This window comes from Mesorhizobium sp. CA14 (assembly GCF_020165195.1).
In the GTDB taxonomy this organism is placed as follows: Bacteria; Pseudomonadota; Alphaproteobacteria; order Rhizobiales; family Rhizobiaceae; genus Mesorhizobium.
Map to the genome: position 1 here is coordinate 21,769 of NZ_JAIUHR010000007.1, position 24,154 is coordinate 45,922.

Genomic DNA, 24,154 nt, shown 5'->3' on the forward strand with positions numbered 1-24,154 from the left:
GGCTCCTGCACCGGAGCCGCCTTTTCTGTCCTTCGGCAATGCCGGCGCGACACCTTGCCTCAATTCGGCACGCAAAAGTTAACGGCCGCGACCACGCTCTGTGCACAACCCCTCCGACAAGCTGTGAATCCTCGGTGGGCAAGCAGTGGATAACACCATATCTAGCGGTGAACAAACCGGGAAACTTTGTGCATCTCTGATTCGTCGCCGATTCGTTCTGGCTTTGACCGAAAAGTTAATGGCGAAGACCGAAAACCCCACCAAAATCGTTAAAAGCCGTTAAGAAAGCCCAACAATTTCATAACCTTGGCGGCGCCCTCGAGTGCACCGCGACCGTTCGCCGGCAAAGGTTAACGGCGGCCTGGCTCCAGCGCAGGCTAGGCATGAATCGGGCCAATCTCCCGATTCAGCATGTGGTGAGACTCATCGTCAAAAAATCCACATATAGCCGTGAACAAAACCTGAATCAGACCGAGTCACCGATTCGTCGCTGATTCGTTCCAGACTCGTTCCAGCCGTTAACGGCAGCCGGTTTTGACCGCCTCGTCCATTCCTGCCAGCTCCCAAAAAGAACATTCCGCTTTCGCTCGGCGTCCTAAATCCCTATGTGTCGGCTGTCACACGCGGCGGCGCCGCCGCGCCTCCGACCAAAAGCGGCAGAAACACCTATTTCCGAGCCGATGAACATCCAGCCGAAACACTCCCAGCCGCTGATCCTTTCGGGCCGCGACGTGACGGCGGTGTTGGGTCCCACCAACACCGGCAAGACCCATCTCGCCATCGAGCGCATGGTCGCGCATGGGACCGGCATCATCGGTCTGCCGCTGAGGCTGCTCGCCCGCGAGGTCTATGCCCGCGTCTGCGAGAAGGTCGGTGCCCACAAGGTGGCGCTGATTACAGGCGAGGAGAAGATCGTGCCTGCCGGCGCGAAATATTCGGTCTGCACCGTCGAGGCGATGCCGCGCGAGACCGACGCCGCCTTCGTCGCCATCGACGAGGTGCAGCTCGCCGGCGATCTCGAGCGCGGCCATATCTTCACCGACCGCATCCTGCATCTGCGCGGCCGCCAGGAGACGCTGCTCCTGGGCGCCGCCACCATGCACGGCATCCTGCAGAAACTGCTTAAGGGCGTATCCGTGGTGACGCGGCCGCGGCTTTCACATCTCGCCTATGCCGGCTCGAAGAAGCTCACCCGGCTGCCGCGGCGGACTGCGATCGTCGCCTTCTCGGCCGACGAAGTCTATGCGATCGCCGAGCTGATCCGCCGCCAGCAGGGGGGTGCTGCCGTCGTGCTCGGCGCGCTCTCGCCGCGCACCCGCAACGCGCAGGTCGAGATCTTCCAGTCCGGCGACGTCGACTATCTCGTTGCCACCGACGCCATCGGCATGGGGCTGAACCTCGACCTCGAGCACGTCGCCTTCGCCCAGAACCGCAAGTTCGATGGCTATCAATACCGCAACCTGACCGCCGCCGAACTCGGCCAGATCGCCGGCCGCGCCGGCCGCCATCTGCGCGACGGCACGTTCGGCGTCACCGGCCAGGTCGATCCGTTCGACGAGGACCTGGTCAAAAAGATCGAGGCGCATGATTTCGACCCGGTGAAGGTGCTGCAATGGCGCACCGCCGATTTCGACTTTTCCAGCCTGGATGCGCTGAAGCGCTCGATCGAGGCCAATGCGCCTGTCGAAGGCTTGACCCGCGCGTTGCCGGCAGTGGATGCGCAGGCCCTGGAGCACCTGTCGCGCGATGGCGACATCCGCGCTTTGGCCACCGGCAAGGAGCGCGTGGCGCTGCTTTGGGAAGCCTGCGCGCTTCCCGATTACCGCAAGATCGCGCCGGCGCAGCATGCCGACCTCATCGCCTCCATCTATATGGACCTTGCGCGCCATGGCCATGTCGATGAGAATTATATGGCCGAGCAGGTGCGGCGCGCCGACACGACCGACGGCGATATCGACACGCTGTCGCACCGGATCGCCCAGATCCGCACCTGGACTTTCGTCTCCAACCGGCCGGGCTGGCTGGCCGATCAGCTACACTGGCAGGAAAAGACGCGCGAAATCGAAGACAGATTGTCGGATGCGCTGCATGAGCGGTTGACGAAACGCTTCGTAGACCGCAGGACTTCCGTCCTCATGCGGCGCCTTAGAGAAAATACCATGCCTGAAGCCGAAATCAGCCCTACCGGAACCGTCCTCGTTGAAGGCCATCATGTCGGCGAGCTGCAAGGGTTCCGCTTCACCGCCGACCAGAGCGCTGGCGGCGAGGACGCCAAGGCGGTGCGCACCGCTGCCCAGAAGGCGCTCGCGGCCGAGTTCGACGCGCGCGCCGAACGCTTTGCCGCCTGCGCCAATGGCGACCTGGCGCTCGGCTCCGACGGTGTGTTGCGCTGGATCGGCGCGCCGATCGGCACGCTGGTCGCCGGCGACGAGGCGCTGAAGCCGCGCCTGGTCCTGCTTGCCGACGAGCAGCTGACCGGCCCTGCCCGCGACAAGGTCGCGGCGCGCGCCGAGCGTTTCGTCAATTTCCAAATCGAGTCGCTTTTGAAGCCGCTGGTCGACCTGAAGAACGCCGACCAGATCACCGGCATAGCGCGCGGCATCGCTTTCCAGCTGGTCGAGCATTTCGGCCTGATCAATCGCCGCGACATCGCGGAAGAGATGAAGTCGCTCGACCAGGAAGGCCGCGGCGCATTGCGCCGCCTCGGCGTGCGCTTCGGCGCTTACCATGTCTTCGTTCCGGCGCTGATCAAGCCGGCGCCGGCGGGACTGGTGACGCTCCTCTGGGCGCTCAAGAACGACGGCAAGGACAAGCCGGGCTTCGGCGACGTGGTGCACGCGCTGGCCTCCGGTCGCACCTCTGTGGTCATCGAGCCGGCCTTCGACAAGACCTTCTACAAGCTCGCCGGCTACCGCAATCTCGGCCGCCGCGCCGTGCGCGTCGATATCCTCGAGCGGCTTGCCGACCTCATCCGCCCGGCGACCAACTGGAAGCCCGGCCTCGGCCAGCGTCCGGACGGCGCCTATGACGGCCACGCCTTCATGGTGACGCCGCCGATGATGTCGATCCTCGGCGCCACGGCCGACGACATGGAGGAGATCCTCAAGGGTCTCGGCTATCGCTCGGAGGCGAAGCCGGCCGCCGAGGTGAAGGCGAAGCTCGACGCGCTGGACGCCGCCGCCCGCGAAGTGGCCGCGGCCAAGCTCGCCGCGGAAGAAGCGGCGCGCGCCGCGCAAGCGGATGAGGCGCAAGCTGCGGCAGCTGACACGGTCGCGGAGGCAATGGTCGAGGGCTCGGAGCCGGCTGCCGCCGAAGCTCCGGCTGAAGCCACCGCGGAACTGTCAGCGGAACCTGTCGCGGGAGAAGCGGCAGAAGTTCCGACCGAGGTTACGGAGGAGGCTCCCGCGGTGGAAGACACCGCAGCGGTGGACATCACGGCAGCGCCCGAGTCGCTCGAAAGCGCCGACGCCCTTACCTCCTCCTCGATGGGGGAGGTCGCGGCGCGAAGCGACGCGGGTGGGGATGACAGCGCCGATCTTCCCCACGAGGGGGAGGGTAGTGCCGGCGAGGCGCCAGCCGAAGCCGAGGAACCAAAACCTGTGCTCCTGTGGCGCCAGGCGCGTTTCGACCATCAGCGTCCGCGTCACCGTCATGACAACCGCCGTGACAATCGTCCGCGCGGTGGCCAGCCCGCACGCGAGGCAGGCGCCGGAGGCCAGCCCGGTGACAAGCCGGCGCATGAGGGTCGCGACGGCGCCGGCAAGCCGCGCTTCGACCGCTCGAAGTTCAAGCCGAGGCCGGAGGCGGGCGACCGGCGCGAAGGCAGGCCGCAAGGCGAGCGCCCGGATCGACGCGAGGGCCGGCCCGACTGGAAGGGCAACAGGCAGGACGGCAAGGGCAACGCTCAGAGCGGTAGCAACCCTCCGGGCGGCAAGCCAGCCTTCCAGGGCAAGCCGCGCGAGGAGCGTCCGCAGCGCTTCGACCCGGACTCGCCCTTCGCCAAGCTCGCCGCCTTGCGCGACCAGCTGAAGAAATAGGCTAGAGCATGATTCCAAAAAGTGGGAATCGGTTTTCGGGCGAGATCATGCTCCATCAAAGAGTCAGCATGATCCCGAACCGAAGAACCGCGTCAGCGAAGAGTGGGAACCGGTTTTCGGATAAGATCAGGCTCCAACAAAGCTAGCCACGATGGTTGGAGAAGGTCGCCAGCGCATCGACAAATGGCTGTTCTTCTCGCGCGCGGTGAAGTCGCGCTCGCTGGCGGCGAAGGTCGTCGTCGCCGGACGCGTGCGCATCAATCGCGACAAAGCAGCGCAGGCCTCGGATCTGGTCAAGCCCGGCGACGTGCTCACCATCACGCTCGAGGGCCGTATCCTGGTCTGGAAAGTGGTGAATTGCGGCACGCGACGCGGCCCGGCCGACGAGGCGCGGCTGCTCTACGAGGACATGTCGCCGGCGCCGACGCCCAAAGGCGACGCGGTTCCGGACGCCATTCCGGCGCTGCGCGAGGCCGGCAGCGGCCGCCCGACCAAACGCGAGCGCCGGCAGACCGACCGTCTGCTCGGCGACGAATGAGACCTGATCGACCGAGGGTCGCGGCCGGAGCAATTCCAGGAAAAATGCGCCGCGGTGGGGCTGGGTGACCTCGATGTGCCCTTGCAGCCGGATTCCATTCCGGACCGCCCGGCTCCGCCGGCAATCCCTGCCCTTGCATGCGGCGGGCAAAGGCGTTACCTCAGCCAAAAAGCCCAACAAAATGGGACGTTCCGGAGCCTGCAATGACCTATGTCGTGACCGACAATTGCATCAAATGCAAATATATGGACTGCATCGAGGTCTGTCCGGTCGACTGTTTCTACGAGGGCGAGAACATGCTCGTCATCCATCCCGACGAGTGCATCGACTGCGGCGTGTGCGAGCCCGAATGCCCGGCCGACGCGATCAAGCCGGACACTGAGGGCGGCCTCGACAAATGGTTGCAGATCAACTCGGAATACGCCGAGAAATGGCCTAACATCACCGCCAAGAAAGAGCCGCCGGCAGACGCCAAGACCTTTGACGGCGAGACCGGAAAGTTCGAGAAGTATTTTTCGGCGGAGCCCGGCGAAGGCGATTGATAGAGCGGCCGGCAACACCGGCATGACGCGACGTAACAGGACCGATACAATTACTGTCTTGACGGGCAGCGCTGCCGCTTGGCGTTAGCGAATGCAGCAAAACCTTGATTCTTCCGACTTTTTGTGCTACATCAGCAAAATATGCCGGTGACACAACGTCGATTTATGGCGCTAACGCCCCAAATCACTGAAAGGTGAGCTTTTAGATCCGGACCAGAGCGATCTGGGGCAGGCGGTCGCATTCGTGCGATATGCCGGTCCCTGCTTTTCCGGTGGGTTCATCCCTGTTGCGCGGCTAATGGTCGGCTATTGCCGGCCCCATGGGTTCGAGTCGGCATGATGCCGGCTGCACAACTAAGGAGTTCAGGGCGTAATGGCAACGATCACCCCGCAGAAGAAGTCCAACGCGGCCCGCCACGGGTTCAAGACCGGCGAATTCATCGTCTATCCGGCGCATGGTGTCGGTCAGATCGTGGCGATCGACGAGCAGGAAGTTGCGGGTCACAAGCTGGAACTGTTCGTCATCGATTTCCAGAAGGACAAGATGCGGCTGAAGGTGCCGGTCGCCAAGGCGACCTCGATCGGCATGCGCAAGCTGTCGGAAGAGGACTATGTCGACCGCGCGCTCAAGGTCGTGCAGGGTCGCGCCCGCATCAAGCGCACCATGTGGTCGCGCCGCGCCCAGGAGTATGATGCCAAGATCAACTCCGGCGACCTGATCTCGATCTCGGAAGTGGTGCGCGACCTCTACCGCGCCGACAACCAGCCGGAGCAGTCCTATTCCGAGCGTCAGCTTTACGAAGCCGCGCTCGACCGCATGGCCCGCGAGATCGCCGCGGTGAACCGCATGTCGGAGACCGAGGCCGTGCGCCTCATCGAGGTCAACCTCAACAAGGGTCCGAAGCGCGGCGCCAAGGCCGACAACGAAGAAGCCGAGCAGGAAGAAGCTGCCTGAGCTTTTTCGCTTTTGGAATTACGAGAACCCGACCTCGCGCCGGGTTTTTGCTTGTGGACTCTCGCATATGGCGCCCCCTCACCCAGCCTCCGCTTCGCTCGGCTGACCTCTCCCCGAGGGGAGAGGAGGTTGTCAGCGCCGGCGCCAAGCTCTTCTCCCCATGGGGAGAAGGTGGCCGCGTAGCGGCCGGATGAGGGGGCGGCGCCGCCCTATGCGATTGGCCCCACGAGTAGAAAGTTGGGAGGCTCAGCCGCCGCCTTCCTTCTGCGCCTCCTCTTGCCTGAGCGAGGCGATGAAGCGTTTCGTCCGCTCGCGCTCGGGATTGTCGAAGACGACCGAAGCAGGGCCCTTCTCCACGATCGAACCGGCATCGAGGAAGACGACCTCCTGCGCGATCTTGGAGGCGAGTCTGAGATCATGCGTGGCCATAACCATCGTCGTGCCTTCGCGGGCCAATTGCCCTAGCACGTCGACCACTTCCTGCGCCAGTTCCGGATCGAGCGCCGAGGTCGGCTCGTCGCAGAGCAGCACGCGTGGCGACGGCGCCAGCGCCCGGGCGATCGCCACGCGCTGCTGCTGGCCGCCGGACAGCGTCGCCGGCCAGGCATCGGCCTTGTGCACCATGCCGACCTTTTCGAGCAACGCCAGCGCCCGCTCGCGCGCCCTCGGCTCGGGCCATTTCAGCACCGTCACCAGCCCTTCCATGACATTCTCGATCGCTGTGCGGTGCGGGAAGAGCTGGAAATTCTGGAACACCATGCCGGTCTGCAGGCGGATGCGCTGGATATCCTTGGCCGGCACTTTGACGCCCGGATGGAACGCAAGCGTCTCCTCGCCGATGCGCAAGGAACCGGAGGTCGGGATTTCCAGCAAGTTGATGCAGCGCAAGAGCGTGCTTTTCCCGCCGCCCGAGGGGCCGACCAGCGCCGTCACGCTGCCCTCGTCGAGGCTGACGGTGACACCCTTCAGAACCAGATTGTCGCCGAAGCGCTTTTCGATGTTGGTGAGGCCGATCATGCGTTGGCCTCCAGGAACCCGCCATAGCGGTTGAGCCGCACTTCGAGCCGCGCCTGCAGCGCCGACAGCACCGAGCTCAACGCGAGATAAAGCGCCGCCGCTTCGACATAGAGGATCAGCGGCTCATAGGTGGTGGCGACGATGCGCTGCGCGGCCTGGAACATCTCGGGCACCGTGATCGCCGCCGCCAGCGAGGTGTCCTTGACCAGCGAGATGAACGTGTTGGAGAGCGGCGGCACCGCGACGCGGCCGGCTTGCGGAAGGATGGTGCGCCGCATCGCCTGGCTCCAGGTCATGCCGATCGAATAGGAAGCTTCCCACTGGCCCTTCGGCACCGAGCCGATGACGGCGCGGATGATCTCCGAGGTATAGGCGCCGATGTTGAGCGTGAAGCCGATCAGCGCGGCGGGAAAGGCATCGAGCAGGATGCCGACCGACGGCAGGCCGTAGAAGATCAGGAACAACTGGACGAGCAGCGGTGTGCCGCGAAAAATCCAGACATAGAAGCGCACCAGCGCGACCAGCGGCTTCGGGCCGAACAGCCGGATCAGGGCCGTCACCAGTCCGGCAATGAGCCCAAGCGCGAAGGACAAAAGCGTCAGCGGTACGGTGAAGATCAGCGCCGCCCACAGCAGCGTCGGCAACGATTCCAGCATCAATTGCAGCCAGTGCGGCACGGGGCGCTTCTCCCTTCCAGATACGGCGGCGCGTTCCCCCGTATAGACTGACTATCATGCAAAAATCGGCAGGCCGTCAAAGACGGCCCGGATGAATGTCGTGTAAAAAATGGCGGCCGTCTTAGACGGCGCCCGAATCTCATGCAAAAAATGGCGGGCCGTCTGAGACGGCCCGCCGGTTTGCGAACAAAAGGACGATTGCCTTACTTCGAAACGTCCTGACCGAAATACTTGTCGGCGATCTTCTGATAGGTGCCGTCGGCCTTGATGTCGGCCAGCGCCTTGTTGATGGCCGCGACCAGCTCCGGATCGCCCTTGCGCACGATGACGCCGGAATAGTCGGCATTCTCTTCCTGCGCGGCGATCTTCACATTGGCGTCCGGCTTGTGCTTCTTGAAGTCGAGGAAGGACAGGCTGTCGTTGATGGTGGCGTCGGCGCGGCCGGTGAGCAGAAGCTGGATAGACTGGTCGAAACCGTCGGTGCCGACGAGCTCGGCGCCGTTCTTCTCGGCGAGCTTGCCGAAATTCGAGGTCAGCGACTGTGCGGCCTTCTTGCCCTTGAGGTCGGCGAAGGTCTTGATGTCGGTGTTGTCGCCGCGCACGATCAGCACCGCCTTCGAGGCGATATAGGGATCGGAGAAATCATACTTGGCCTTGCGGGCATCGGTGATGCCGACCTCGTTGATGACGGCGTCGTAGCGGTTGGCGTCGAGGCCGGCGATCAGGCCGTCCCACTTGCCCTCGAGGAACTGAACCTTGACGCCGAGCTTGTCGCCGATGGCCTTGGCGATCTCGACGTCGAAGCCGACCAGCGCGTTGGATTCGTCGTGATAGGTGAAAGGCGCATAGGTGCCTTCAGTGCCAACCTTGAGCACCCCGGCCTGTTTGATCTGGTCGAGATTGGCGCCGGCATAGCTGGCAGTGATCGCCAGAAACTGCAGCGTTCCGGCGATAAGAAGCGGTTTGAGCCATTTCATTTTTCTGTGATCCCGTTTTGACCGGTGCCCCGGCGCGATTGTGCGAGCCGGAAACTGGCAGATAGAAGGCTGCAAAATAAGGAACCAGATTTCAAAAATCGGCTCAGCCAGAAATCTGGTTCTCAAAACCGGCCAGGAATCCGCCAAGCGGCTTTTCCCGGCAGATAACAGAATGTTTCCGTCGGCACCATCTGCCCCCTCGGGCGGCGGAACCATCCATGCGCCTGACACGTTGCATGGCTGTTGTAGGGCGCGGCGGCATCTTTTCAACCGCCATACGCGCAATCGTCGCAAAAGGAGCCGGCATGATCGAGGACGCGGCAGGACGGACACTGGTCCGGGCGGCAATGAAGGCTCCCTACCTCGAGCGCGACGAGGAGCATGTCCTTGCGCTCCGCTGGAAGGAAGAGAATGACCAGCACGCGCTGCACAGGATCACTGTCGCCCATATGCGGCTGGTCATCTCAATGGCCTCGAAATTCCGCCATTATGGCCTACCGCTCGGCGATTTGATCCAGGAGGGCCATGTCGGTCTGCTTGAGGCAGCGGCCCGCTTCGAGCCCGCGCGCGAAGTGCGCTTCTCGACCTATGCCACCTGGTGGATCCGCGCCTCGATGCAGGACTATATCCTGCGCAACTGGTCGATCGTGCGCGGCGGCACCAGCTCGGCGCAGAAGGCGCTGTTCTTCAATCTCAGGCGTTTGCGCGCACGGCTGGCCAACGGCGCCGAGCCGCTCTCCAACGCCTCGCTCTACCGCGAGGTGTCTGCGGCGCTCGGCGTGCCGGAGGCCGACGTGGCGATGATGGATTCGCGCCTGTCCTCGCCCGACAGCTCGCTCAACGCACCTTTGGCCGATGAGAACGGCGCCGCCGAGCGAATGGATTTCCTGGTCTGCGAAAACCCGCTTCCCGACGAGATCGTCGGCGAAAGGATCGATGTTCAGCGCCGCGCCGTCTGGCTGAAGAGCGCGCTCGGCGCGCTCAACGCCCGCGAGCTTCGCATCATCGAGGAGCGCAGGCTGAGCGATGACGGCGCCACGCTGGAATCGCTTGGCGAACAGCTCGGCATCTCCAAGGAGCGCGTCCGCCAAATCGAGGCCCGCGCCATGGAAAAGCTGAAGCTGGCGCTGGTAAAGCAGAATCCGGAATTTCTGGCGGAAGCCGCCTGAAGCTGGTCCGGGCCAAGCTCAAAGATAAGAAATTTATTAAATAAGAATACATCGTCATCGAGGCAATTTTCCTCGGGTAATAACGAGGATTGTGAGCTCTTTAACAGACCGTTGCGCCGCAATCGGCTTTTTGACTCCTCCAGATCACAACACATGGGGGATTTGCCATGCTGCGATGCTGCGCGCTCCTTGCAGCCTTGATCCTCGTGGGTCTCACGACATTCCAAGCGCATGCCGATCGAAGGGTGGCCCTCGTGATCGGCAATTCGCAATATCGCGAAATCCCAGCCCTCAAGAATCCCGACAAGGACGCCGAGGATGTATCGAAGACATTCCGGCTGGCCGGCTTCGAGGTGTTCGCGGCCAAGGACCTCACCAAGCTTCAATTCGAAGAGAAGTTCCGCAACTATCTGGCGGCGGCGGACGGCGCCGATCTCGCGGTCGTCTATTATTCCGGCCACGGCTTTCAGATCGGCGGGGAGAATTTCCTGATCCCGGTGGATGCGTCGTTGAAAGATGCCGCGGACATGGAAGTCCAGGCCATCAAGGTCGACGACATATTGCGGCAGCTGCGCTCGAGATCGAAGGTCCAGATGATCATCCTCGACGCCTGCCGCGACGATCCTTTCCCGCGCAAGGACTATTGGCTGCGCGACCAGTTGATCGTCGCCGGCGGCAGCGGCCTTGCGCAGGTGACAGGCTCGCAGAACACGCTGATTGCCTTTGCCACGGAACCCGGCGCCGTCGCCTATGACGGATCCGGCGACCTCAGCCCGTTTTCATCGTCCTTCTCCCGCCGCGCGCTGGCGCCGAACCAGGAAATACGCTCGGTGATGGCGGCCGTGCGTCGCGATGTGGTCAAGGCGACCAACGGCAAGCAGGTTCCGTGGGAGAACTCCTCGCTGATCGACGATGTCGTGCTGATGCGCGGAACGGAGCAACCCGCGCCGCCGCCCGACGCTGAGCAGAACCAACAGACAGCGGAGCGCGGAATTCAGGTCTCCGCCGCTGCCGAAGCGATGGACAATCGCGACATCCGCGTCCCGGTCGGCGTCGGCCCGGTTCCGCTGAAACTGGACTTCGCGGCCAAGGATGCCTCGCTCGGCCTCAAGCTCGCGAGCTACCCGGCAACCGGAACGCTGTCCCTGCCGGATCGCGTGCTTTCGCCGCAATCGAGCCTGATGGCCGCCGAGGTCGACAAGCTGCGCTACGAGCCGCAGATCGGCTCGGTCGCTCCCGTCGAAGTCGGCTTCCAGATCCGCGTGGGCAACGCCGCGAGACAGGCGACGGTGAAACTGTCGCCGAACGTCGACCCCTGCGACCAGGCCGCCGGCGAGCCGCTCGACCTGCAAGGCGTCGTTCCGGGCCGCTTGCCGAACGAGATCGGCAGCGGGGCTGTCGAAGCCTGCGAGGCGGCGGTGAAATCCTATCCCGGCATTGCGCGCTTCCGTTACGAGCTCGGGCGGGCGCTGCTGGCGTCGGGCAGGATCGACGAGGCCAGGCAGGCGATCCAGCAGGCTGCCGACAAGGAACATATTCGCGCCCTGTTCGCGCTGGGCTCCATCGCCTCGTCCGGAATGGGGACGGCTGCCGACACGTCGAAGGCGAACGACCTTTATTCGAAAGCGTCCGACAGGGGAGATCCCTACGCCATGGCCGCCTGGGGCCGCGCTTTGTTCAATGGCATCGGCGTCGAGCGCGATACCGGCAAGGGCCTGGACCTGTTGCTCCAGGCGGCGGCGATGGGGCATATCGATGCCATGAAGGAGCTTGCGCTGATCTTCAAGGAGGGCCGCAACGGCGTTCCCGCCGACCCGGCCCGCGCCTTGGCGTTCCTGAAGGCGGGCATGGAGCGGCAAGATGCTTATTCGATGGGAATTCTTGGGCTTCCGCCGAATCGAAGCACCCAGGTACTCGCCGTGTGCAAGCCCAAGGTCATCACGAAAGTGATCACGAAGGTGAAGGTAATCCGCGCCCCTGCGCCAAAAGCGCCGCCGCCGAACACGCCAAAGGTCCCTGTGGTACCAATTGACCCAGCGCCCTGGCGCGGCGGCAGTGCTGGCGATAACGATCATTCGCAGTCTGGACGCGGCAGCGGCGACAACAGCAATGGTTGATGGCATTGACGATGGTGGCGGTGCTGCTATCGCCGACCGCCGATGATCCAGGTGCAAGCGGTAATGCAGCGACCCGAAGCAACCGCGGCAATAGAGCGTTTCACGGAAACGGTGAAACGCTCTATCTCTTTGTTTTTACGCAATTCCGGAACGGAAAACCGCTCACACCTTTCCTGGAATTGCTCTAGCGGTTTTATGGCCGCTCTGGGCTTACTTGTCGGTGACGATCTTGACCTTGTCGCCCGCCGATACGCTGGCGCCCGGCGACATGGCGTTGAGCACCCGGAACAGATCGAGCTTGCGGTCGACGCCGACCATCTGGGCGGCGAGCGAGCCCATGGTCTGGCCGGCCTGGACGGTGACGACGCGGATATGCAGCGGCTTCAGCGCTGCCTTCTCGGCCGGGCTCAGCACGCGGAAGGAGCCGCTGACCGAGCGCGCCACCGGGTCCAGCGAAGTGCTGGCTGAGGGCGCGGCCGTCAGCAGCCTGTAGACCTGCCCGCCGGCGCGGATCACCGCGATGTCGAACTGCCAGCCTTGCGCGCTGGCATGCGCCGTCGCTGCATCGTTGCCGTTGATCGTCTCCTGGCGCACGCTGGCGTCTTCCAGCCCTGCCACCCAGCCGCTGCGGATGTAATCGGTGAGCGAGACCGACTTGTCGATCGCCACGCCGTCGAAGCGGATGGCGATGTCGCCCGGCCCGGTCGCGGTCACCGCTGCTGCTGAATTGTCGATGACGAACCCGTCCGGCACGGTGAAGGAGACGCCGAGATTGGGATGCATGAAGGTCTGGCCGCGCACATAGCCTTCTTCCGGCGTGTCGCCGTAGAGCAGGCCGTCTATGCCGGCCAGAAATGCGTCGCGGTCGCGCGTGCCGACGCCGGGCGGGCCGAAATTGCGCGCGAGGCGCTGCGCCAGCTCGATACGCTGCGGCGTGTTCGGGTGCGTCGCCAGGAAGTCGAGGCTGGCGTCGGTGGCGCCGCTCACCGAGCGGAAATCCGTATAGGCAGACATCGATTGCAGGAAGCGGCCGGCGGCATAGGGATCATAGCCCGCCTCGCCGATCGACTTGATGCCGATGGCGTCGGCCTGCAGTTCCTGGTTGCGCGAGAATTGCGCGAGCCTGAGCTTGCCGCGGATGAGCGCCGCCTTGGCGGTCGGGCTGTCGCCGAGCACATCGGAAACCACCTTGGTCGCCAGGCCTTCCTCGGCCTCGAGCTGCTGCCGCTGCAGCCCGTGATTGGCGGTGACGTGGCCCATCTCATGCGCGATGACGGCGGCAAGCTCGGAGGAATCGTTGGCCAGCGCCAGCAGCCCGCGCGTCACATAGAGATAGCCGCCCGGCAGCGCGAACGCGTTGACGTTGGGCGAGTTGAGGATTGTGATACGATAGGTCTGGGTCGGATTGGCCGACACCACCGTCAGATTGCCGACGACCTTGGCCACCATGCGTTCCAGCTTGGGGTCGGAATATTCGCCGCCATAGGTCGCCAGGATGCGCGGATGCTGCGCCTTCGCCATTTCGGCGAGCTTGGCGTTGGCGACGACATTGTCGACGGTGATCGGCTTGTCGGAAGGCTGGAAGCCGCTCTCCTGCACGTCCGGCGGTGTGAACATCTGGCAGCTCGCCAGCAAGGCAACGCTCGCCAGCGCGAAAAATCGTGCCCGCGGCTTCATCCACACCTTCTTAGCGCCGCTCGACAGGTCGGCTTCCTTTCCAAATCTTTCGGCAAATCACGGCCCATCCGGACCAGCATGGCCGGACCTAGCCATACTCCCCCGGACAAGGCAAGGAAACGCCGGATCGCCCATTGCCGGTTTGGCCATAAATTATGTCCGCTTCCGGGCAATATGTTGTGATCCGGCAACGGTGCCGCCTCGATCGCCGATATAGCGCCTGAACGCATCCGGTCCAGACCGATCGAAGAAATCGTCGGCCGGCCCGGTCGCCGCGATCATGCCTTCATCGAGAAATGCCACATCCTGGCCGATGCGGCGCGCATCTTCCGGCTGATGCGTGACGAACAGGACCGTCATTTTGCGCTCGGCGTGGATGCCGGCGACAAGGTCGAGCATGTCCTCGCGCAGCGCCGGGCCGAGCGATGCGAAAGGCTCGTCGAGCAGCAAAACCGGCCGGTCGCGCAGCAGCACCCTCGCCAGCGCCACGCGCTGCCGCTCGCCGCCGGAAAGCTCGCGCGGCAGCCGCTTTTCCTTGCCAGCTAGGCCAACCCGCGCCAGCGCCTCGGCGACGGCAATGCGATCGGCGTCGCCGAGTTTCAGCGATGGCGAGCGGCCGAGCCCGACATTGGCTTCGACGGAAAGATGCGCGAACAAATTGTTTTCCTGGAACACCATCGACACCGGTCGCGCCGAAGGCGGCGTATCGCCGATGTCAATGCCGCCGATCAGCACCTTGCCGGTGTCGGGCGTTTCGAAGCCCGCTATCAAATTGAGCAATGTCGACTTGCCGGAACCGCTCGGCCCCATGATGGCGGTGATCCTGCCGGCCGCGAATTCGGCATTGAAGCGAAAAGAAGACTCGCCATAGCTGAACGAGACGCCATCCAGCGTGACAGTGAGGCGCTTTTGCGCGGCGGTGCCCTTAATGGTCGTCGTCATCGCTTTCCTTCCCGCCCCAGCCGGTCGGCGGCCACCACCAGCATCAGGCAGACAAGGCCAAGCAGCAAGGCAAGTCCCGCGGCGTCGGCTGTCCGGTAGCTGCCCATGCGCGCCAAAAGCAGATAGGGCAAGGTCTGCACCGAATCGCTGCCGAAGAGCGCGATCACGCCGAGATCGCCGAGCGACAGCGCCATGGCGAAGGCGAAGCCGGTGGCCAAGGGCCGCCTCAGCGACGGCCAGTCGATCAGGCTGAGCCGGTTCCAGCCGGATATGCCGAGCGCCAGGCAAAGCCGCTCATGGCGTTCGCTCGCCGCGTCATAGGCCGGGCGAATGGCGCGGATGGCGAACGGCATCGCCATCACCGCGTTGACGGCGACGACCATGACCGGCGCGACGGCGAAGACATCGGTGACATGGCGCAGCGCCAGGAACCAGCCGGCGCCAAGCACGATCGGCGGCACGACGAGCACGAAGCCGGCGCCGGTGTCGGCGGCATGTTCGAGCAGCGACATGGTGTTCCCCGAGCGGCGGCGCAGGGCCAGCGCGCGCCGCGCCTCAATCAACGCCAGCGACAGCGTCACGCTGAGCAGCGCCGCAAGCAAGGCAAGGCCCGCGCTGGTGAGCGTCGCGCGGCGCACCGCTTCCTCGCCCGCCAGCCTGCCGAGATCGGCCTCGAGGCCTGAAAGCAGCGTCGCCGCCATCGGTCCGGCGACGAACAGCAGGGCAAGCGTGATGAGGCCGGCATTCAGCACGGTTTCGAGCCGGCCCGCTGAAAGGTAGCGGCGCGGCGCGACCGGCAGATTGGCGTCGCCGACCGTGTTGGCGCCGAGCCGCGTGAGAGCGACGACCACGATGAAGGTCAGCGCGATCTGCAGCAGCGTCAGCACCACGGCGCGCGCCGGATCGAAATCGAAGCGCAGCGCCTGGTAGATGGCGACCTCCAGCGTCGTCGCGGCCGGACCGCCGCCCAGCGTCAGCACGATGGTGAAGGAGGTGATGCAGAGCATGAAGACCAGCCCGGCAATCCCCGGCAGGGCCGCGCGCAGCACTGGCCATTCGATCAGCCGGAAGGCCGGCCGGGCGCCCATGCCGAGCTGGCTCGCCAGCCGCCACTGGTCGGCGGGAACGGTGCCGAGCGCCTCGAGGAACAGGCGCGTCGCCAGGGGCAGGTTGAAGAAGACATGCGCGACCAGGATGCCGGAGAGGCCGTAGATTCCCGGCCACTCTGCGCCGCCAAGCCTGGCGAAAGCGCCGGCAAAATATCCGGCGCGACCGTAAAGCGCCAAGACGCCGAGCGTGGCGACGATGGCCGGCAATGCCAGCGGCACGGTGAACAATTGCAGGATCAGGCCGCGACCTGGAAAGGCCGGATGCCTCGACAAAGCGCGCGCCACGAGCAGCGCCGGCGCAACCGACAGCAGCGTCGACAGAGCCGCCTGCCACAGGGTGAAGCGGGCGACGCGCAGGAGGTAGCCGTCGAAGGCAGCGGCAGCGCCGGAGAGATCTTGCGCGCCTTCGACGGCAAGGCCAGCGAAGGCGCCGCCGATGAGCAGCGCGATTGCCGCGAGCGCGATGGCACCGGCGGTGACGCGGGAGTCACGTGCGGAGTGCACGCTGCACATACGGGGTTCGAGTTAACGCATGCCGCGTTCCTTCGCGCCCCCCTTTGTCCTGCCGGACATCTCCCCCTCTAGGGGGGAGATTGGCAGCTTTGACACCCCGCTCTTTCCTATGTCGGCGGTTAGCGAAATCGCCGATGAAAGCTAATCTCCCCCCTAGAGGGGGAGATGTCCGGCAGGACAAAGGGGGGCGCCGTAGAGCGATCATCCTTCGATCAATTGTCCAAAGTTACTTGCTCATCACCGCCAGCCACTCATCCACCCACGCCTTGCGATTGGCTGCCACCTCCTCGGGGCTGAACAGCAAGGTCTTGGTCGGCTTGACCAGCTTGTCGAAGGCCGGGTTGAGCGGCTTGTCGGTCTTGCCGGCCGGGAACATCCAGTTGGTTTCCGGAATGACATCCTGGAATTTCGGTCCGGTCATGAAAGCGATGAATTTCTGCGCCAGCGGGTTCTTCGCGCCGGCCGTCGTGATGCCGGCGACCTCGATCTGCAGGTATTCGCCTTCCTCGAAAGAGGCCGCCTGGTAGCGCTCCGTGTTCTCGGCCACCATGTGGTAGGCCGGCGAGGTGGTGTAGGAGAGCACCATCGGCGCCTCGCCCTTGGTGAACAGGCCATAGGCTTCGCTCCAGCCCGGCGTCACCGTCAAGACCTTCGGCTTGAGCTTGGCCCAGGCTTCCGGCGCCTTGTCGCCATAGACCGACTTCACCCACAAGAGCAGACCGAGTCCCGGGGTCGAGGTGCGCGGATCCTGGATGACGATCTTGTCCGTGCCGTTACCTTCGACCAGTTCCTTCAGGCTCTTCGGCGGGTTCTTCAGCTTCTGCGTGTCATAGACGACGGCGAAATAACCATAGTCGAAAGGCACGAAAGTGTCGTCCTTCCAGCCGCCGGGCACGTCGATGCCGGACACTTCGCTATGCGGCGCGAACAGGCCGCTCGCCTTGGCGTCGGCGGTGAGATTGGTGTCGAGGCCGAGCACGATATCGGCCTTGGTGCCGGCGCCTTCGAGCTTGACGCGGTTGAGGAGCGCCACGCCGTCTGCCACCGAGACGAATTCGAGATCGCAGCCGCATTCGGCCTCGAATTCCTTCTTCACCGCCGGGCCGGGACCCCAATCGGCGGTGAAGCTTTCATAAGTATAGACGGTGAGCTTGTCCTTTGCCTCGGCAGGCGCGACGCCCGTCAGAAGCGAAACAAGGCCGGTTGCGAGAACAAGCTGGGACAATAGCGAGCGCATCGGCGCCTCCTTCGTTCGTGTGACAAGGAATTGAGGCGCCGGATGGTCCGAAACGTCTAATCCCTCCGCCGGTACAAACCGGATCAGGTTCAGCGGGTTGGCTTGATTGCCTCTCAGCCGGATCACGTCCGGCACCCCGTTAGAGCGTTTCGACAGATAGGCCCGGCCGAAGCGGCGCGCAAGCGGAAGTTTGCCGGGCAGCGAATGTTCGCCGGCAGGGCTCGCAACCGAAGCGCGCTGCATCCGGCTTCCGTTTCACCCGACAGGCTGGTAAGGGCGACGCCATGGGCACATTCACCATCCTGCTTGGCGGCGAGCTTATCCGCACGCCCCGGCTCGAACGTCAGATCGAAGGCTCGCGCGTCATCGCCGCCGATGCCGGCATCGGCCATGCCCGCATGCTTGGCCTGATGCCGGAGCTTTGGGTCGGCGATTTCGATTCCGTGCCGGCGAACCTGCCGGATGATCTCGCCGCGGTGCCGCGAAAAGTCTTTCCGGCCGAGAAGGACATGACCGATGGCGAGCTCGCCATAGCGGAAGCGCTTAAGCGCGGCGCCACCAGCCTCGTTCTGGCCGGCGCCTTCGGCGGCAAGCGCGCCGACCATGCTTTCCTGCATCTGGCGCTGGCCGTGCGGCTGGCCGAGGCAGGCACGACGGTGCTGCTGACCAGCGGCGCGCAGGAAGGTGTTCCCGTTTTGCCGGGCAGCGCCGCCTTCGACTATGCGGACGGCACCTTGTTTTCGGTCCTCGGCTTCTCGGAGCTCGCCGGATTGACGGTCACCGGCGCCAAATGGCCGCTCGACCGCGTCGAGGTGGCGTTCGGCTCCTCGCTCACTATATCAAACGAGGTCAAAGGGCAGCTTGGCATCGCGCTGGAGCGCGGCCGGGCGCTGCTTCTGGCCCACCCCTATCCTCTTCCAGAAAGCTGATATGGCGCCGCCACTCCTCAATCTCGACGGCATTAAACTGACCTTCGGCGGGACGCCGCTGCTCGATGGCGCGGCGCTCAGCGCATCCGCCGGCGAGAAGATCGCGCTGGTCGGACGCAACGGCTCAGGCAAGTCGACCCTGCTCAAGATCGCCGCCGGCATGATCGAGCCGCAGAACGGCGAAGTGTTCAGGCAGCCCTCGGCGACGGTCCGCTATCTGCCGCAGCTGCCCGACATGGATGGCTTCGCCACCGTGCGCGCCTACGTCGAGGCCGGCCTCGGCCCGGCCGACGACCCGCATCGCGCCACCTATCTGATGGAGCATCTCGGCCTGACCGGCGAGGAACGGCCGAGCGACCTTTCCGGCGGCGAGGCGCGTCGTGCTGCCCTTGCGCGTGTCATGGCGCCGGAGCCCGATATCCTTTTGCTCGACGAGCCCACCAACCATCTCGACCTTTCGGTGATTGAATGGCTGGAAGAAGAGCTTGCCCGCACCTCTTCCGCCGTCATCCTTGTTTCGCACGACCGCCGCTTTCTCGAGCGCGTCTCGCGCGCCACCGTCTGGCTCGATCGCGGCCAGACACGGCGGCTGGACAAGGGCTTTGCCCATTTCGAGGAATGGCGCGACCAGGTGCTGGAGGAGGAAGAGCGCGAGCAGCACAAGCTCGGCCGCCAGATCGTGCGCGAGGAGCACTGGCTGCGCTACGGCGTGACCGCCAGGCGCAAGCGCAATATGCGCCGCCTGGGCGAATTGCAGACCATGCGCCAGCGCTTTCGCAGCCATCGCGGCGCCGAGGGCACCGCCACCATGGTAGCGAGCGACGCCGCCGAATCCGGCAAGCTCGTGATCGAGGCCAAGGCCATCGACAAGAGCTTCGGCGACCTCACCGTGGTCAAGGATTTCTCGACCCGCATCCAGCGCGGCGACCGCGTCGGCCTGGTTGGCCCGAACGGCGCCGGCAAGACGACGCTTTTGAAGATGCTGACCGGCGAGTTGGCGCCGGACGCGGGTACGGTTCGGCTTGGCGTCAATTTAGAGATCGCAACGCTCGACCAGAAACGCGAAGCGGTAGATCCGCAGGAAACGCTGGCGCATTACCTGACCGACGGGCGCGGCGAGAACCTGCTCGTCAATGGCGAGCAGCGTCACGTCGTCTCCTACATGAAGGATTTCCTGTTCAAGCCGGAGCAGGCGCGCACGCCGGTGCGCGAGCTTTCGGGCGGCGAGCGCGCGCGGCTTCTGCTGGCGCGCGTGCTGGCGCGGCCGGCGAATCTTCTGGTGCTCGACGAGCCGACCAACGACCTCGACATGGAGACGCTGGAGCTGCTGCAGGAACTGGTCGCGGGCTTTGCCGGAACGGTGATCCTGGTCAGCCACGACCGCGACTTCCTCGACCGTACCGTCACCAGCGTGATCGCGCCGGAGGGCAACGGCCGCTGGATCGAATATGCCGGCGGCTATTCCGACATGCTGGCGCAGCGCGGCGGCTCCAGGCTGGAAGACCGCAAGGCAAGGTCGAAGGCCGAGACCGCCGAGGCTTCGCCGAAAGCCGAACAACCAGCGTCCAAGAGCCCTGCGAAAAAGCTCTCCTTCAAGCAGAAATTCGCGTTGGATTCCCTGCCGAAGAAGATCGAGGCGGTGACGGCCTCGATCTCGCGACTGGAGAACAACATCGCCGACCCCTCCTTCTACGAGCGCGATCCCGTCTCGTTCCAGAAGACCATCGCCGCGCTCGACAAGGAGCGCACGACGCTTGCCGCGCTCGAGGAAGAGTGGCTGGAGCTGGAGATGCTGCGGGAAGAGATGGAAGGGTAGTTCCCTCCGTTGCAACAAACCGAGAATGCGCATAAAATATGCGCATATCGAGGTGACTCTCATGCGCAAGATAGCAGCGAACGCGGTCCGTCAACCGGCCAATCTGTCGATCGATTCTCACCTCATGGCGGAAGCCAAGGGACTCAACGTCAATGTGTCGCGTGCGGCGGAAGCCGGTATAGCGGAAGCGGTCGTTGCCGAGAAGACGCGGCTATGGAAGCTTGAAAACCGCGCGACGATGGACGCTTGGAACGACTATATCGATAAGCATGGCATCCCGCTCGCCGAGCATCGGCAATTCTGATGGCGCGTTATGACGTCTTCGCCAGCGGCATCGAAGGCGGATATCTGCTCGACGTTCAATCCGACCTGCTCGACCACTTCAAAACTCGCGTGGTCGTTCCGCTTCTGCCACTGACCTCGACTCCTTCGCCGATGCGCAGGCTGCATCCGATCTTCGATATCAACGGCCGGAAGATGGTAATGGCCACCCACCTGATCGCTACGGTCGCTGCGAGCGAACTCGGCGAAAATCGGACCAATCTTACGAGCCACCACGACGATATCGTCGCGGCGCTCGACATGCTCTTTCAAGGTTTTTAACGCCTCACCCCGACGTCTTCGCAGCCCAGGCCTTCAGCGCCTCGTCGAACACTTTCTCGCCCGGGATACCCTTTTCCATGGTGAGCAGCGCGCGGCGTCCGGTCTTGTAGACCACCGGCACGTCGATCCAGTCCTGGCCCCTCAGCAGCGTCAGGTTGGCGTCTTCGTCGGCCTTGGTGTCGTTGAGCGCGACGAGGAAGAAGCCGTCGGCGATCTTGGCCGGAATGCCGATCAGCGGGCTGCCGGCATCCTGTTCGGAGCTCTTCATGGCGATACGCAGGATGTTGTCGACGCCGCCGCCGTCAAATCCTTCCGGCGTCAGGAAGATCATCTCGACGATGTGGCTGGCCGGAAGCGTCTGGTCGGTGTTGCGCCGGATCGTCATGCGCAGCTGGATGTTCTTGCCCGGGATCGTCGCCTCGGCGCGGATTGCCGGCTCCGGCGGCAGGTCGCCGCCGGGCGATTCCTGCACCAGTGACCAGACGATGCTGCCGGGCTCGGCCGTGCCTTGCTGGGTGCTGGTGCGCTCCTCATAGAAGATCGCCTTCTGCCCGACCGGCACGGTCGCCGCGGCCGTTGCCGGCGCGGGCGGCGTCGTGCCGGCGGCCGGCGGCGTTGCTCCAGCCGCAGGCGGCGTGGCGCCAGCCGCAGGCGGTGTGGTTCCGGCCGCAGGCGGTGTCGGATTGGCCGCGCCGGCCGCCGGCGCAGCCGGCGTTACGGCAGGCGCCCCGGGTGTTTGCGTGGCCGCAGCAGGCGGGGTCGCCGCCGGCGCCGTTGCTGCGGCGGGCGGCCGCGACGTCAGCGCCGCGACGGATTCGCCTTCGCCGATCGTGGGCTGTCCGCCGGCGGGGCCGGGATCGGTCTCCTTGCCCTCCGGCGTCAGGCGTTGCGTGAACTTGGTCGTCTCAGCTGGCTCGCTGGCGCTGGCGGGGGCCGGCGCCGCGGCCGTCTCGGCGGCGGGCTTGGCCGGAGCCGGCTTCGCCAGCGGCTCGGTCGAAACCGTCTTGCTGCCGCCGCCAAGGCCGAACAGCGAGCCGAACGCATTCTTGTTCAGCCATATGCCGTAGCCGCCGCCCGCCAGCACCAGGAGCGCGATGACGGCGGCGATCAAGCCGCCATAACCGCGCTTGCGCTCCCGCGACTGCGGCCGCAGACGCTGGAAGGTGTCGGCCGCCGGCTGCTCGTCATTGGCAAAGACGTCGCCGCCATCATCGGCATCGTCCAAGCCCGCCAAGCCTACATCGTCTTCACGCGGCGACGGGATTGGCGGTGGCGGGGCTTTCTGCCATGCTGGCTCGGCCTTTGGCGCCGCCTGCCAACTTGGCTCCGTCCTTGCCGTGTTCTGCCAGGCCGGCTCGGCCTTCGCAGCGTTCTGCGGCGCGGGCTCCGCCTTCGGCGCGCTTTGCCAGCTCGGTTCCGTCCTGGCGGGCGGGGTCGCCGGCTTGAACGGTTCGGATTTGAACGGATCCGGTTTGGCAGGGGCCGGCGCCTCGGGCTGGCGGGAGTGGTAAGGCTGATTCTTGTTACGGTCGATAGAGGAGAAGATATGCTCCAGCTCCGCCAGCGGATCCTCGGCCGGAACGCGTTTGACATAGTCGCGCTCGACGCTGGAGATCGCGTCTTCCAGCGAGCGCTTCTGCTTGCTGACGACATCGGGCGCAAGCGGCGGGGAATATTCAGCGAGCTTCTTCGCCAGCACCGCGCGGGCACCGTCGTATATCTGTTTGCGCACCTCGAACGAAGGATCCACCTTCTTGTCGAGCTGCTTCTTCAGAACACTAACGAAATCTGCCATGCGTCAAGTGACCTGCATTCTTTTCCCGCCGGCTGCAAATCAGCCATAGCGCCGGGAAGGGCTGTGAAACTAGTCTTGAAACGGGTCGGTCACAAGTATTGTGTCGTCCCGCTCGGGGCTGGTGGAGAGCAGCGCCACCGGGGCGCCGATCAGCTCCTCGATATGGCGGACATATTTGACCGCTTGCGCCGGCAAATCGTTCCAGCTTCTGGCGCCGGCCGTGGTTCCCTTCCAGCCTTCGAGCGTCTCATAGATGGGCTCGACCCGCGCTTGCGCGCCCTGGCTGGCCGGCAGGTAATCGATCGTCTCGCCGTCGAGCCTGTAGCCCGTGCAGACCTTGATCTCGTCCAGCCCGTCGAGCACGTCGAGCTTGGTGAGCGCAATGCCCTTGATGCCGTTGACGGCTACCGCCTGGCGCACCAGCACGGCGTCGAACCAGCCGCAGCGGCGCTTGCGTCCAGTGACGACGCCGAATTCGTGGCCGCGTGTGCCGAGGAACTCGCCGATGTCGTTCTTCTGTTCCGTCGGGAACGGCCCCTCGCCGACGCGCGTCGTATAGGCCTTGGTGATGCCTAGCACATAGCCGATGACGCCGGGGCCGACGCCGGAACCGGCGGCTGCCTGCCCCGCGACCGTGTTGGACGAGGTGACGAAGGGATAGGTGCCGTGGTCGATGTCGAGCAGCGTGCCCTGCGCGCCCTCGAACAGGATGCGCTCACCGGCGCGACGCCTGTCGTCGAGCACTTTCCAGACGCGGTCCATGTAAGGCAGGATTTCGGCGGCCACCGAAGTCAGCTCCTGCATGATCGCCTCATGCGTCGCTTCCGGATGGCCGAGCCCGCGGCGCAGCGCGTTGTGGTGCGTCAGCAGCCTGTCGACCTTCAAGGGGAGCGTTTCCAAATCCGCCAAATCCATCACCCGCACCGCGCGCCGGCCCACCTTGTCCTCGTAGGCAGGGCCGATCCCACGGCGGGTCGTGCCAATCTTGGTTCCGGAATTCGAGGCGGCGTCTTCGCGGAATCCGTCCAGCTCCCGGTGCAAGGACAGGATAAGCGCGGTGTTTTCGGCTATTTTCAGGCGCTCCGGCGTGACCTCCACGCCCTGTTCCTTGAGCTTCTTGGCTTCGGCGACGAAGGCATGCGGATCGAACACCACGCCATTGCCGATGATCGAAAGCTTGCCCTGCCTGACCACGCCTGATGGCAGCAGCGACAGCTTGTAGACCTTGCCGTCGACGACCAGCGTATGGCCGGCATTGTGGCCGCCCTGGAAGCGCACGACCACATCGGCCCGTTCCGACAGCCAGTCGACGATCTTGCCCTTGCCTTCGTCACCCCACTGCGAGCCGACGACCACCACATTGGCCATGTTCTTTTCCCTTGAAATGCCGCGCGGGCGGCCTGAAAACGACAGGCCTCTATAGCGTCAAGCGCCGGCCGGCGCGACCCTTTCTTTGCCGTCGAAACCATCCTGGAGCATGATCCCCGAACCGAAGGTCGGCGAG

General features: G+C 64.6%; 20 protein-coding genes and 1 riboswitch. Of the genes, 11 read left to right on the top strand and 9 right to left on the bottom strand.

All coding sequences use genetic code 11. From position 1 onward, the window contains the following. Window positions 1-680: 680 nt before the first annotated feature. The 4 genes from LB565_RS10440 to LB565_RS10455 all read left to right on the top strand — a co-directional run bounded on the left by LB565_RS10440 (window position 681) and on the right by LB565_RS10455 (window position 6,072). Complete coding sequence (locus LB565_RS10440; RefSeq protein WP_224583594.1) at window positions 681-4,037, top strand: helicase-related protein; 3,357 nt, start codon at window positions 681-683, stop codon at window positions 4,035-4,037. A gap of 151 nt (window positions 4,038-4,188) precedes the next feature. Then, window positions 4,189-4,575, top strand: coding sequence for an RNA-binding S4 domain-containing protein (locus LB565_RS10445; RefSeq protein WP_224583596.1), 387 nt, complete (start codon window positions 4,189-4,191; stop codon window positions 4,573-4,575). A 203-nt stretch (window positions 4,576-4,778) separates the two neighbouring features. Further along, the gene (fdxA, locus tag LB565_RS10450; protein ID WP_095767304.1) at window positions 4,779-5,117 is read left to right on the top strand and encodes a ferredoxin FdxA; all 339 of its coding nucleotides are present in this window, start codon (window positions 4,779-4,781) and stop codon (window positions 5,115-5,117) included. A 373-nt stretch (window positions 5,118-5,490) separates the two neighbouring features. Further along, window positions 5,491-6,072 carry a CarD family transcriptional regulator gene (locus LB565_RS10455; RefSeq protein ID WP_040991750.1) on the top strand — a complete coding sequence of 194 codons (582 nt, stop codon included), beginning with the start codon at window positions 5,491-5,493 and terminating at the stop codon, window positions 6,070-6,072. 246 nt (window positions 6,073-6,318) lie between these two features. Here LB565_RS10455 and LB565_RS10460 read toward each other — a convergent pair whose 3' ends face one another. The 3 genes from LB565_RS10460 to LB565_RS10470 all read right to left on the bottom strand — a co-directional run bounded on the left by LB565_RS10460 (window position 6,319) and on the right by LB565_RS10470 (window position 8,743). Beyond that, the gene (locus tag LB565_RS10460) at window positions 6,319-7,089 is read right to left on the bottom strand and encodes an amino acid ABC transporter ATP-binding protein (protein ID WP_224583598.1); all 771 of its coding nucleotides are present in this window, start codon (window positions 7,087-7,089) and stop codon (window positions 6,319-6,321) included. Further along, a complete protein-coding gene (locus tag LB565_RS10465; protein ID WP_027166691.1) occupies window positions 7,086-7,766 on the bottom strand; it encodes an ABC transporter permease subunit in 681 nt (226 codons plus the stop codon). The genes LB565_RS10460 and LB565_RS10465 overlap by 4 nt, the downstream gene beginning before the upstream one ends. A gap of 203 nt (window positions 7,767-7,969) precedes the next feature. After that, on the bottom strand, window positions 7,970-8,743 hold the full coding sequence (locus tag LB565_RS10470; RefSeq protein WP_224583600.1) for an amino acid ABC transporter substrate-binding protein: 774 nt from the start codon (window positions 8,741-8,743) through the stop codon (window positions 7,970-7,972). Window positions 8,744-9,048: 305 nt separating this feature from the next. Here LB565_RS10470 and LB565_RS10475 point away from each other — a divergent pair, with 305 nt between their 5' ends. The 3 genes from LB565_RS10475 to LB565_RS10485 all read left to right on the top strand — a co-directional run bounded on the left by LB565_RS10475 (window position 9,049) and on the right by LB565_RS10485 (window position 12,217). Beyond that, window positions 9,049-9,912 (top strand): RNA polymerase factor sigma-32, encoded by an 864-nt coding sequence (locus LB565_RS10475; RefSeq protein ID WP_224583602.1) that lies wholly within the window; start codon window positions 9,049-9,051, stop codon window positions 9,910-9,912. Window positions 9,913-10,157: 245 nt separating this feature from the next. Continuing rightward, the gene (locus LB565_RS10480; protein WP_318012146.1) at window positions 10,158-12,029 is read left to right on the top strand and encodes a caspase family protein; all 1,872 of its coding nucleotides are present in this window, start codon (window positions 10,158-10,160) and stop codon (window positions 12,027-12,029) included. Then, window positions 12,029-12,217, top strand: a complete 189-nt coding sequence (locus LB565_RS10485) for a hypothetical protein (protein ID WP_224583608.1) — start codon at window positions 12,029-12,031, stop codon at window positions 12,215-12,217. The genes LB565_RS10480 and LB565_RS10485 overlap by 1 nt, the downstream gene beginning before the upstream one ends. 22 nt (window positions 12,218-12,239) lie before the next feature. Here LB565_RS10485 and LB565_RS10490 read toward each other — a convergent pair whose 3' ends face one another. The 4 genes from LB565_RS10490 to thiB all read right to left on the bottom strand — a co-directional run bounded on the left by LB565_RS10490 (window position 12,240) and on the right by thiB (window position 17,507). Beyond that, window positions 12,240-13,706 carry a M48 family metalloprotease gene (locus LB565_RS10490; protein WP_224583610.1) on the bottom strand — a complete coding sequence of 489 codons (1,467 nt, stop codon included), beginning with the start codon at window positions 13,704-13,706 and terminating at the stop codon, window positions 12,240-12,242. Window positions 13,707-13,859: 153 nt separating this feature from the next. After that, window positions 13,860-14,648: a thiamine ABC transporter ATP-binding protein gene (thiQ, locus tag LB565_RS10495; protein ID WP_224583612.1), complete on the bottom strand. Its 789-nt coding sequence runs from the start codon at window positions 14,646-14,648 to the stop codon at window positions 13,860-13,862. Then, a complete protein-coding gene (gene thiP, locus LB565_RS10500) occupies window positions 14,645-16,270 on the bottom strand; it encodes a thiamine/thiamine pyrophosphate ABC transporter permease (protein WP_224583614.1) in 1,626 nt (541 codons plus the stop codon). Before thiP ends, thiQ begins: the two co-directional genes overlap by 4 nt. A 226-nt stretch (window positions 16,271-16,496) precedes the next feature. Continuing rightward, window positions 16,497-17,507, bottom strand: a complete 1,011-nt coding sequence (gene thiB / locus LB565_RS10505; RefSeq protein ID WP_224583616.1) for a thiamine ABC transporter substrate binding subunit — start codon at window positions 17,505-17,507, stop codon at window positions 16,497-16,499. Between the two features lie 43 nt (window positions 17,508-17,550). Further along, a riboswitch (TPP riboswitch) is annotated at window positions 17,551-17,656 on the bottom strand. A gap of 135 nt (window positions 17,657-17,791) precedes the next feature. Between thiB and LB565_RS10510 the strand changes: the two genes are divergently transcribed. The 4 genes from LB565_RS10510 (at window position 17,792) to LB565_RS10525 (ending at window position 20,855) form a co-directional block, all read left to right on the top strand. Beyond that, window positions 17,792-18,436, top strand: coding sequence for a thiamine diphosphokinase (locus LB565_RS10510; protein ID WP_224583619.1), 645 nt, complete (start codon window positions 17,792-17,794; stop codon window positions 18,434-18,436). 1 nt (window position 18,437) lies between these two features. Continuing rightward, window positions 18,438-20,252 (top strand): ABC-F family ATP-binding cassette domain-containing protein, encoded by a 1,815-nt coding sequence (locus LB565_RS10515; protein ID WP_224583621.1) that lies wholly within the window; start codon window positions 18,438-18,440, stop codon window positions 20,250-20,252. A 61-nt stretch (window positions 20,253-20,313) separates the two neighbouring features. Continuing rightward, window positions 20,314-20,556: a type II toxin-antitoxin system CcdA family antitoxin gene (locus LB565_RS10520; RefSeq protein ID WP_224583624.1), complete on the top strand. Its 243-nt coding sequence runs from the start codon at window positions 20,314-20,316 to the stop codon at window positions 20,554-20,556. Beyond that, window positions 20,556-20,855, top strand: coding sequence for a CcdB family protein (locus tag LB565_RS10525; protein ID WP_224583626.1), 300 nt, complete (start codon window positions 20,556-20,558; stop codon window positions 20,853-20,855). The genes LB565_RS10520 and LB565_RS10525 overlap by 1 nt, the downstream gene beginning before the upstream one ends. A 4-nt stretch (window positions 20,856-20,859) precedes the next feature. Here LB565_RS10525 and LB565_RS10530 read toward each other — a convergent pair whose 3' ends face one another. Further along, window positions 20,860-22,650: a hypothetical protein gene (locus LB565_RS10530; protein ID WP_224583628.1), complete on the bottom strand. Its 1,791-nt coding sequence runs from the start codon at window positions 22,648-22,650 to the stop codon at window positions 20,860-20,862. Between the two features lie 69 nt (window positions 22,651-22,719). Continuing rightward, window positions 22,720-24,018, bottom strand: coding sequence for an adenylosuccinate synthase (locus LB565_RS10535; protein ID WP_224583630.1), 1,299 nt, complete (start codon window positions 24,016-24,018; stop codon window positions 22,720-22,722). Window positions 24,019-24,154: the final 136 nt, after the last annotated feature.